The sequence below is a fragment of the Mycobacterium sp. E735 genome, from assembly GCF_001666955.1.
Classification (GTDB): Bacteria; Actinomycetota; Actinomycetes; order Mycobacteriales; family Mycobacteriaceae; genus Mycobacterium.
This window is the reverse complement of sequence record NZ_LZIX01000270.1, coordinates 37,983-48,656: the sequence shown is the minus strand read 5'-3', so window position 1 is coordinate 48,656 and position 10,674 is coordinate 37,983. Positions and strand designations below refer to the sequence as shown.

At 67.4% G+C, this 10,674-nt stretch carries 9 protein-coding genes and 1 pseudogene; 4 read left to right on the top strand and 6 right to left on the bottom strand.

The annotated features are described in order from the left end of the window. Nucleotides 1-677: pseudogene (locus A5704_RS22420) on the top strand (hypothetical protein); the annotation flags it as partial. A gap of 87 nt (nt 678-764) precedes the next feature. Continuing rightward, nucleotides 765-2,204, top strand: a complete 1,440-nt coding sequence (locus A5704_RS22415) for a lipase maturation factor family protein (RefSeq protein ID WP_067779120.1) — start codon at nt 765-767, stop codon at nt 2,202-2,204. On the opposite strand, the gene A5704_RS22410 is transcribed toward A5704_RS22415, so the two are convergent. Together A5704_RS22410 and A5704_RS22405 are read right to left on the bottom strand one after the other, a co-directional pair. Then, on the bottom strand, nt 2,201-2,761 hold the full coding sequence (locus A5704_RS22410; RefSeq protein ID WP_067779123.1) for a hypothetical protein: 561 nt from the start codon (nt 2,759-2,761) through the stop codon (nt 2,201-2,203). The genes A5704_RS22415 and A5704_RS22410 overlap by 4 nt on opposite strands. Before the next feature lie 139 nt (nt 2,762-2,900). Next, nucleotides 2,901-3,371 carry a hypothetical protein gene (locus A5704_RS22405; RefSeq protein WP_067779127.1) on the bottom strand — a complete coding sequence of 157 codons (471 nt, stop codon included), beginning with the start codon at nt 3,369-3,371 and terminating at the stop codon, nt 2,901-2,903. A gap of 112 nt (nt 3,372-3,483) precedes the next feature. Here A5704_RS22405 and A5704_RS22400 point away from each other — a divergent pair, with 112 nt between their 5' ends. After that, on the top strand, nt 3,484-3,855 hold the full coding sequence (locus A5704_RS22400; protein ID WP_067779131.1) for a hypothetical protein: 372 nt from the start codon (nt 3,484-3,486) through the stop codon (nt 3,853-3,855). A gap of 1 nt (nt 3,856) precedes the next feature. Here A5704_RS22400 and A5704_RS22395 read toward each other — a convergent pair whose 3' ends face one another. Next, a complete protein-coding gene (locus A5704_RS22395; protein ID WP_067779134.1) occupies nt 3,857-5,503 on the bottom strand; it encodes an acetolactate synthase large subunit in 1,647 nt (548 codons plus the stop codon). Nucleotides 5,504-5,582: 79 nt separating this feature from the next. On the opposite strand from A5704_RS22395, the gene A5704_RS22390 reads away from it, so the two are divergent. Next, nucleotides 5,583-6,959, top strand: coding sequence for an NADP-dependent succinic semialdehyde dehydrogenase (locus A5704_RS22390; RefSeq protein WP_067748230.1), 1,377 nt, complete (start codon nt 5,583-5,585; stop codon nt 6,957-6,959). Between the two features lie 125 nt (nt 6,960-7,084). Here A5704_RS22390 and A5704_RS22385 read toward each other — a convergent pair whose 3' ends face one another. The 3 genes from A5704_RS22385 to A5704_RS22375 form a co-directional block, all read right to left on the bottom strand. Then, complete coding sequence (locus A5704_RS22385; protein ID WP_067748233.1) at nt 7,085-8,026, bottom strand: R2-like ligand-binding oxidase; 942 nt, start codon at nt 8,024-8,026, stop codon at nt 7,085-7,087. Further along, the gene (locus A5704_RS22380; protein WP_067891128.1) at nt 8,023-8,715 is read right to left on the bottom strand and encodes a TetR/AcrR family transcriptional regulator; all 693 of its coding nucleotides are present in this window, start codon (nt 8,713-8,715) and stop codon (nt 8,023-8,025) included. The genes A5704_RS22385 and A5704_RS22380 overlap by 4 nt, the downstream gene beginning before the upstream one ends. A 141-nt stretch (nt 8,716-8,856) precedes the next feature. Then, entirely contained in the window at nt 8,857-10,554 is a 1,698-nt protein-coding gene (locus tag A5704_RS22375; protein WP_067748238.1) for an acyl-CoA dehydrogenase family protein, read from the bottom strand. Nucleotides 10,555-10,674 lie beyond the last annotated feature (120 nt).

The following is a 10,674-nucleotide window of genomic DNA, read 5'->3' as shown; positions in this document are numbered from 1 at the left end:
ACGCCCGCCACACCGGAACCGCGACGGCGGCGGGCGCGACCGGGGCGGCCGCCCGCGAGGTCAGCTCGGCGCCGTCGTCGTCCACCTCGCGGGTGCTGGTCGTCCCCGAAAGCATCAACCCCGGCTGGGTCGCGCGCACCAGCAGCGGGACCCGGCTGACCCCGGTCGCCGTCAACGGCTGGCAGCAGGGCTGGGTGGTGCCCCCGGGGGACCCCGGCACCATCACGCTGACCTTCCCGTCCAACGCGCCCTACCGCGCGGGGCTCGCGGTGGGTCTGGCCTTGCTGCCGCTGTTGGCCCTGCTCGCGCTGTGGCGCACCCGCAGCAGGCGCGGCGACGATGCGCCCGCCCGGCCGTGGAACCCGGGGGCGTGGGCGGCGGTCGCGGTGGTGGCCGCCGCGGCGGTGATCGCCGGGGCGGCGGGCGTCGTCGTGGTGGGTGCGGCGTTGGGGCTGCGATACGCGCTGCGCCGCCGCTTCGACGGCGCCGCGATGGCGCTGAGCGCGGGCGGTCTGATCCTGGCCGGGGCCGTGCTTTCGCGCCATCCCTGGCGATCGGTGGACGGCTACGCCGGCCATTCCGCGAATGTGCAGCTGCTGGCGCTGATTTCGCTCGCGGCGCTCGCCGCGTCCGCGGTGGCGCTGCCCGATCGGGCCCGTGGGCCAGGTGACGAATAGCCGTCGAGGGTATTGGCTGGCCGTTTGCCGGCTGATTGACTGGATACGCGGGTCTGTGTGACCTACACCGTCCGAGGAGTTACGGCCATGGGCTGGTTTTCCGCACCCGAATATTGGCTGGGCAGAGAGGTGCTCGAGCGGGGCGCCGCGGTGGTCTACCTGCTTGCGTTCGTCGCGGCCGCGGCGCAGTTCCGGGCGCTCATCGGCGAGCACGGAATGCAGCCCATCCCGCGGTTTTTGGCCGGGCAGTCGTTCTGGCGGACCCCCAGCCTGTTTCACCTGCGGTACTCCGATCGCCTGTTCTCGGCGGTGTCCTGGTTCGGGGCGGCGCTGTCGGCGGCGGTCGTCGCCGGCGCGGCCGATGCCGTGCCGCTGTGGGCCGCGATGTTGATGTGGCTGACGCTATGGGTGCTCTACCTGTCGATCGTCAACGTCGGGCAGACCTGGTACGCGTTCGGCTGGGAGTCGCTGCTGCTGGAGACCGGCTTTTTGATGATCTTTCTCGGCAATTCCCAAGTGGCGCCGCCGGTGTTGACGCTGTGGATGGTCCGGTTGCTGCTGTTCCGGGTCGAGTTCGGCGCCGGGTTGATCAAGATGCGCGGCGACCCGTGCTGGCGCGACCTGACGTGTCTGTACTACCACCACGAGACGCAGCCGCTGCCCGGGCCGTTGAGCTGGTTCTTCCACCACCTGCCGAAGCCGCTGCATCGAATTGAGGTGGCGGGCAACCACTTCTCGCAGCTGATCGTGCCGTTCGGGCTGTTCGCGCCGCAACCGGTGGCCGGCGTCGCGGCGGCGATCATCGTCGTCACCCAACTGTGGCTGGTCGCGTCGGGCAACTTCGCCTGGCTCAACTGGGTGACGATCCTGTTGGCGTGCAGCGCCATCGACGACTCGTGGTTCAGGGCGCGCCTTCATCCGGCGTTCTCGGCGACGCCGGTGTGGTTCGCCGCGCTGGTGATCGCGTTCACCGCGGCGGTGTTGTTCATGAGCTACTGGCCGGTGCGCAATATGTTGTCCAAACGGCAGCGAATGAACATGTCGTTCAACTCTTTTCATTTGGTCAATACCTACGGCGCGTTCGGCAGCATCGGTCGCGTTCGCCGCGAGGTGGTGATCGAAGGCACCGACGAAGCTCACCCCACCGAGCAGACCGTCTGGAAGGAATACGAATTCAAGGGCAAGCCCGGCGCGGTGCGCCGGCTCCCCCGCCAGTGGGCGCCGTATCACCTGCGGCTGGACTGGCTGATGTGGTTCGCCGCCATCTCGCCCGCCTACGCGCAGCCGTGGCTGACGCCGTTGCTGCAGCGACTGCTGCGCAACGACCGGCCCACACTGCGCTTGTTGCGGCGCAACCCATTTCCGGATGCGCCGCCGCGTTACGTGCGCGCGCTGCTGTACGAATATCGCTTCACGACGCCCGCCGAGCTGCGCCGTGAGCGAGCCTGGTGGCATCGAACGCTGATCGGCGGGTACGTCCGGCCGATGGCGCTGGCGGCGGCGGATTCCGTAACAGGACGGGGCTAACGGGCCGCGGGCTCGTCGAGCAGTTGCAGACGCGCGTCGAGCAGACGCGGGTAGTACCAGTAGTAGCCGGCGAGATATGCGAACGCCACCGCCAGCAACAGGCTTCGCAACGTGAAATGCTTTGCGTCACCGATGAAGCCGAAAACCTGCACCGAAACGAGAATCCAGCAAGCGGTGATCATCAGTTTGGCGGAACCCGCGATCGAGTCGCGGGCCCGCTCGATCAGTTGCCTCGCCGCGTCACGCGTTGCCGGATCCTCGGGAAGGGCGCCCGAACGCATCGCCTCGGACACGTGGCGACATTCGGCGAATGACAGCGTTCCGAGTGTGGGCCGCAGCCCCGCCATGCGGCGCACCGAGCCGAGCGCGGTGGCCAAGCCGATCACCAGTGCGACAATCGCGACGGTGATCCACCACGGTGCGCTGGTCCAGTGCGACCGGGACGGCCCGCTGGGGTAGTCGCCGATCATCACGAGCGGTGCCAGGCCCAGCATCACCGCCAGGGCGTACAACGGCCACTGCAGCCACCAGGGTCTCAGCGACAGCCACAACGACACAGACGAAACCTTAGCGAAGCGCGGCCCAGGCTATGCCGCGTCGGGATGACCAGGTGGACTCAAACCACCAAACCAGCCACCCCACGGACAGAAAGACCTGCACACTCGCGCAAAGATCTGCGTATTTGGGGCGATGCCCTCAACTCAGGTCCTCGACCAGAATGTCGTTGACCGTCTTGAGATCCTCAATCGCCTGGTGCGCATACGAGTCCGCCAGATTTAGATCGACCGGGGTGGAGTTCGGCCCCAACGACATGCACATGTGCATCGCAGTGTGAAAGTCGTTGATCTGCTTTTGCAAGGCGGTGGTCAGGGCGGGGTCCGGCGTGGGCAGGTGGGCCTGCAGGCCGATGGCTTGTTCGTCGTGGACCGCCGAGCAGGCCGCCCGTAGAGCGTTGATGTCGTTGGCTTCGATCGCGTCGACTGCCGCCTGCATGAACTTCGTCGTGTGCGCCAGGTGCTCTTCGGCCTGCGAATACCACTCCGGAACGCCGGGGTAGACGGCGCCCGCCGTCCCCGCAGGCGCCACCGCGAACAGGGCCACCGCGAACAGGGTCTCCGCAGCAGCGGCGCCACCCAACCGCTTGTGGAGGTGCCGGGTCGGCCTCATGTCTTAAGGCTCCGCGCCCGGCGACCCGATCGATAGGGCCTTCGGGCCCGTCCTGTGATGTGAGGACTTAAGCCCCTCGCCACATCGGCGGCGCGCGGCGAAGGATCCGACCATGAGACCAGCGATCGCGGGGTTGGCAACCCTGCTGGCGCTCTCCGGCTCGCTGTGGACAGCGGACCTCATGCTCGGTCCGGGTACCGCCCACGCCGTGTGCTCCACGAACAACGGCGGTAATCAGCCGCCCGAGTGCGCGCCGCCCGAGGGACCGCCGGCTTGCTACACCTCACACATCTGCAGCCAGATGTGGTGCCCGAACCTGGGCGAGATGCGCCGGATGCCGGACTGGGACCGCAACGTCTGCCACACCTATTACTTCGCGCCCGACTCCGGCCTGCCCGCGCTCATTGTGCAAGGGCAGCCGCCGGGATTGCGGCTGCCGCCGAACACGGGCGTCTGTCCGCCGTTGGCCTGGATGTGCCCGTGAATCACAGCGTCTCGTCCAGCTCGCCCAGCCGATCGGTCAGCCGCAAATTCTCCGAGTAATCGACCGGGCAGGCGATCACCGAGACGCCGTCATCCGCTAAGGCGGCCCGCAGCGTCGGCAGCAGTTCCTCGGCATGAGAGATCCGATAACCCTTGGCGCCAAAACTTTCCGCGTACTTCACCACGTCGGGGTTGCCGAACTTCACGTAGTAGTGGGCCCCGAGTTCGAGGTCCATCTTCCACTCGATCAGGCCGTAACCGCCGTCCTCCCAGATCAGCACCACCAGCGGTATCCGCTCGCGGACGGCGGTCTCGATCTCCTGCGAGTTCATCAGGAACGCGCCGTCACCGACGACGGCCAACACCTTCGACTCTGGTCGGGCCAGCTTGACGCCGAGTGCACCCGGCAGCGCAAACCCCATGGTGGACAAGCCGTTTGACACCAGACAGGTATTGCACTCGTACGTCGGGTAGAGCCGCGCCATCCACATCTTGGTGGCGCCGGTGTCCACCAGGACCACGTCGCTGCGGCCCAGCGCCGCCCGCGTGTCGGCCACCACCCGAGCCGGGGCCAGCGGATAGCGTGAATCCTCTTGCCCCCGAGCGAATTCCTCGGCGAGCAGGCCGTGCCCCGGAACCTCCGGATCGGCCTCGTAGGCGTGGCCGTCCAGCCCGTCCGTCAGCGCATCCAGGGAAGCGCTGATGTCGCCGATGATCCCGACGTCCACCGAATAGTGGGCGTCGACCTCGGCCGGGAACCGGTGGATGTGGATGATCTTCTTGTCGGCCTGCGGGTTGATCCGGACGGGGTCGAACTCTTGCAGCTCGTAGCCCACGGCGATCACCACGTCAGCGTTGTCGAAGCCGAAGTTCACGTAGTCATGCCGCATGAACCCGAGGGTTCCGATGCTGTTGGGGTGGTCATCGGGCATGACACCCTTGCCGTGGAAGGTGTTGGCGACGGGGATGCCGAATTCCTCGGAGAACCGCACCAGGGCCGCGGTGGCGTTGCCGCGCGCGGCGCCGTGCCCGGCCAGCACCACCGGCCGCTTGGCCTGGCGCAGGATGTCGACCGCGCGCTCCACCTGGCCGGGTGCGGGCGCGTCGGCGCGAACGACGTTGCGCGGCAACGGCGTCAAGTCATAGTCGGTTTCGTCGGCGTCGATGTGCTCGGGGACGGCCACGTACACCGCCGACGGGCGTTCGGTCTCGGCGACCTTGAACGCCTTGCGGAACATCTCGGGGATGGCGCGCGCGGTCGGGACTCCGGCGGCCCACCGGGTGATGGGCGCGAACATCGACACCAGGTCGACGTACTGGTGCGACTCCTTGAACTCCCGGTCGTGGCCCACTTGCGCGGAGATCGCGACCAGCGGGGTGCTGTTGGTGGTGGCGTCGGCCACCCCGAGTTGCATGTTGATCGCGCCGGGGCCCAGAGTGCTCGAGACCACCGCCGCCCGCCCGGTGACGCGCCCGTACATCTCGGCCATGAAGGCCGCGCCCTGCTCGTGCCGGGTGAGCACGTAGCGGATGCTGGACGCGGCCAGCGCCTGCACGAAGCGGATGTTCTCCTCCCCCGGCAGTCCGAACACCACGGAAACACCCTCGTTTTCCAGGCACTTGACCATCAGTTCGGCGGCTTTACTCATCCGGCACCTCCCTTGGGGGAACGATAGTGGCAGGCTGGGTGTTGGACCTCTTACCAACCCCGAAGCGAAGGATTGCAGCGTGCCCATCGCCACGATCAACCCGGCCACCGGCGAGACGGTGAAGACCTTCACCCCGGCAACCGACGAGGAAGTCGACGCGGCCATCGCCCGCGCGTACGCCCGGTTCCAGGACTACCGCCATAACACCACCTTTGCCCAGCGCGCGCAGTGGGCAAACGCGACCGCCGACCTCTTGGAGAAGGAGGCCGACGACGTCGCCGCGATGATGACCCTGGAGATGGGCAAGACGCTCAAGTCGGCCAAGGCCGAGGCGCTCAAGTGCGCCAAGGGCTTTCGTTACTACGCGGAGAACGCCGAACAGCTTCTGGCCGACGAGCCGGCCGACGCGCAGGCGGTCGGCGCCAAGCGGGCCTACACCCGCTACCAACCGCTCGGGGTGGTGCTGGCCATCATGCCGTGGAACTTCCCGCTGTGGCAGGCCGTCCGGTTCGCCGCGCCGGCCCTGATGGCCGGCAACGTCGGCATCCTCAAGCACGCCTCGAACGTGCCGCAGTCCGCGCTCTACCTGGCCGACGTCATCGCCCGCGGCGGCTTCCCCGACGGCTGCTTCCAGACGCTGCTGGTCTCGTCCAGTGCCGTCGAGCGCATCCTGCGCGACCCGCGGGTCGCGGCCGCCACCCTGACCGGCAGCGAGCCGGCCGGGCAGTCGGTCGCGGCCATCGCCGGTGACGAGATCAAACCCACCGTGCTCGAGCTCGGCGGCAGCGACCCGTTCATCGTCATGCCGTCGGCGAACCTGGACGAGGCCGCCAAGACCGCGGTCACCGCGCGCGTCCAGAACAACGGCCAGTCCTGCATCGCGGCGAAGCGGTTCATCGTTCACACCGACATCTACGACGCGTTCGTCGACAAGTTCACCGAGCGGATGCAGGCGCTCAAGGTGGGCGACCCGACCGACCCGGACACCGACGTGGGCCCGCTGGCCACCGAGTCCGGCCGCGACGACATCGTCAAGCAGGTGGACGAAGCGGCCGCGGCGGGCGCCACGATCCGGCTCGGGGGCAAGCCCATCGACGGGCCGGGCTGGTTCTACCCGCCGACGGTGGTCACCGACATCACCAAGGACATGGCGCTCTACACCGAAGAGGTGTTCGGACCGGTGGCCTCGATGTACCGGGCCAAGGACATCGACGAAGCGATCGAGATCGCCAACGCCACGACGTTCGGGTTGGGCTCCAATGCCTGGACCAACGACGAGGCCGAGCAGCAGCGCTTCATCGACGACATCGAGGCCGGCCAGGTCTTCATCAACGGCATGACGGTGTCCTACCCCGAGCTGGGGTTCGGCGGCGTCAAGCGTTCCGGGTACGGCCGCGAGCTCGCCGGCCTCGGCATCCGCGCGTTCGTCAACGCCAAGACGGTGTGGGTCGGTTAGTGGCGATCGCAAGCGCGGCGTAGCCGGGCGCTGGGGGCACCTCCCGCTTGCGGGGGACGGGTCGCCACCATCGGCGACGTCGACGCCGGTGACGCCGCCGGCGGCAGCAAGGTCGAATAGCCGCCTCAGGCGGACGCGGCGGCCAGGGCCTTCTCGTCCTCGTCGGCGAAGGTGTCCTCGAGCTGCAGCGGCGAGTAGTCCAGGTCGATCTCTTCCAGCGGCCGCCCGCGGGCGCTGGAGATGGTGCCGAAGCGGCGCATGCCCTTGTCGGCCGCGTACTGCATGAACTCGTCCACCGACAGGCCGAACGGCATCGGGTCGTACAGGGAGAAGCCCTCCTCGATGAGGCGCAACCCCAATGGCATCAGCTCGTTCATGCGCGTCTCGAAGACGCCCCAGTTGGCGTCGTCGGCGGCGACGTGGCGGCGGCAGGTGAAGGTCCCCCACGCCATGTGGCGCCGTTCGTCGTCGCCGATCCGGCGGACCAACTCCTGCATGCCGGGCAGGATGCCGCGCTCCACGCAGATCTTGTGCCAGCCGAAGTAGCCCGTGAGCGCCAGCATCCCTTCGACCATGTGGTTGTAGGTCACCGAGGCCCGCACCTGCGCCGCCGGTGAGGGGTCGACCGACAAGGCGTTGAGGCAGTCGGGCAGCTCCTCGTAGAAGATCGTCCGATAGGTGGGGATGTCGTCGAGGTACTGATGCAAGTCGTCGGTGACGCCGACGGCGTCGAGCCACATGCGGAACACCTGGACGTGCTTGGCTTCCTCGAAAGCGAACTGCGTCAAGTACATTTCGTCGCCGAGGCGGCCCTCGACCCGCATCGCCGACATGAACGGCTGGATGTCCTCGGTCACCGCTTCCTCACCGGCGATGAACTCGGCGCACAGCCGGATGGCGTAGTGGCGTTCGTCGTCGGTCAGCCGCTCCCAGTCGGCGCGGTCGCGGGAGAAGTCGATGTCGGCCGGGTTCCAGAACTTCGCGTTGCCGCCGGCGAACAGCCGCAACGGCAGACTGTCCCAGTTGAGGCCCCCCTTGACCATCGAGCCCGAATGCGTGCGTGTCATGTCATCTCCTCGGATTGTTGTGGGGCTGAGCGGACGGGCGGGCGCGGCGCCGCAGCGAAGGCGGCCGCCAGCACCCCGACAAGCCGGCGCACGGCCAGCGCGGGCTGTTCGGGGGTGGGTTCGTCGAGCCCGAGAATCGGGTCCAGGCCGCGCATGTAGGGCGCCAGCGCCAGGTGCGGAAATATCAACAGCAGCAACGACAACAGCGCGTCGGTGTCCGAGTCGGCACGCAGATCCCCGCGCGCCTTCGCGTCGCGAACGAGCGGCCGCATCACCTCCAGGTAGTGCCGGTGGATGACGTTCTGCACGCTGACCCGGGCCTCGGTGTCGACTTCCAGGGTCGCCGCGGCGTGCAGCGCCCGTTCGTGCGGGTGGTCGGCGAAGTAGGCCACCCACGCGTCGAGCCAGTCGGTCAGGAAGTCGAAGAACGGCCGGCTCGGGTCCAGCTCGCGGATGCGGTCTTCCATGTACGCCCGCACCCGCTGGCTGGCGATGTCGGCGATGAACGCGAACAGGTCGCGCTTGTCCGCGAAGTACTGGAAGAGGCTGCCTTTCGCGACGCCGGCCCGCCGGGCGATGACGTTGAGGCTGCCTCGGGAAAACCCGTGCGCTCCGAATTCCTGTTCCGCGGCGTCGATGATGGCGGCGCGGCGGGCGGGGTCCACCCGTGCCCAAGTCACCGTTGGCAATGCGGCCTCCTAGCGTCGATGACCACTGGTCATATTACGGTGAGCTGCGTCACAGTCAAGGGTAGGCCGGTTGTCATCCTGCCGAACGTCACGCTGGCGTGACGCCGCCTCCCGAGCGTCACGCCAGCGTGACGCTCGCGCCTAGGGCCGCATCTGGTAGGCGCCGTTGATCGGCTGGATGTGTTCCTTCCAGACCTGGTCGTAGCGCGTGTGGTCGAACACCGGGCGCCGGATCATCCGCATCGCGAAGCGGGCCTGCGCGTCGGTCGTGGCGGACTTGTCGGCCAGCTCGACGGCATAGCCGTTGAAGTCGCGCACCAGCACGGCGAAGATCTCGTCGATCAGCGCCTCGTCCACTCCGGACAACGGGGCCTCCTCCAAGATCAGCTGGGCGTAGGGCACCGTGGCGAACAGCTGCCCAACCCCGAACGCAAAATCGATGTCCCTCTGCTGAGCGGCGTCGGGGGTGGCGCTGGCCAGCATCTCGGCCAGCACGTCGATCTGCTCGCGCAGCAGCGCGACATTAGGTAGATGCGCGTAGCTTTCGAACGGCGCCCGCCAATCGTGGAAACGCACCTTGCCCAAGCCCCCGGTCGGCCCCTGGTTGAACAGGAACGAGTCGTCGACCGCGTCGTCGCGGCGGCCGATCAACGGCAAATCGCCGTTCGGCGCGAACAGGTAATTGGGCATGAACTTGGCCAGCAACCCGATGTTGATGTGCACCGTGCCTTCGAGCCTTGGCAGCAAACCGATTTCGCGGGTCATGGCCTCGAAGATGGTGTCCTTCTCGACGCCCTTGGCGGCGATCACGTCCCATAGGGCGGTGATCACCCGCTCGCCTTCGCTGGTGATCTTGGCTTTGGTCAGCGGGCTGTAGAGCAGGTACCGGCGGTCGTCGGCCGACGCACTGCGCATGTAGTCGCAGGCGCGGGTGGCGACCAGCTTCATCGCGATCAGCCGAACGTAGGCGTCGGTGAGCAGCCGCCGCACATGGCTGAAGTCGGTGACGACGGTGCCGTACAAGACGCGGTTGGAGGCGTGGGTGACCGCCTCGTACATGGCGTGCGTGCACATGCCGACCGCGCCCCAGCCCAGGTTGTACTTGCAGACATTGACGGTGTTCAGGGCCGCGTGGAACGCCCCTTGGCCTCGGTGCAGGATGTCGGCCTCGGTGACCGGGTAGTCGCGCAGCGCGTAGTTGGCGACGTAGTTCTGCGAGTTCACCACGTTCTTGATCAGGTCGTACCGATCGTGCTGGGAGTCGGCGGTGAAGAACACGTACTCGTCGGAGCCCGCGATCTTGCCGAAGGTCGAGACCATCCGCGCCACGTTCGCGTTGCCGATGTAGTACTTCTCGCCGCTCGCGGTCCAGCCGTGTTCTGACGGCGTCAGGATCATGTCGGTCTGGTAGACATCGGCGCCGTGGGTCTGCTCCGACAAGCCGAACGCGAACACCTCGCCGGCCTCGAGTTGCGCGGCGGCCTTGCGCTTGGCGTCGGTGTTGTCGCTCATCCAGATCGGGCCCAGACCCAGCGCCGTCACCTGGAAGGGGTACCAGTAGTTGAGTCCGTAGAAGCCCACGATCTCGGCGAACTCGCTGATCCGGTAGGTGTCCCATCGGCAGTCGTCGGCGCCGTACTCGGACGGCGTCAGCAGTGAGGCGAAGATGCGCTCGCGGCCGATGTGGTCCAAAAACTCGGAATACCACACGCGTTCGTGGTCGTCATGCTTCAGCCGCGCCTTGCCCCGCGACTCGAAGAAGTCGACCGTGGCGGCCATGATCTCTCCGGAACGACGATCCGGGTACTGGCGTTGCAGGTTGTTGGGATTGAGCAACATGGCAGGACTCCCTGGGTTCGGCCAAAGACGAGGGTGACGGTACTGCACCGCGGGGGCCGTCGGGGCGGACCGGAACAAATCGGCACTGTTGTCCGACCACCGAGTCGACCTAGCATCAGT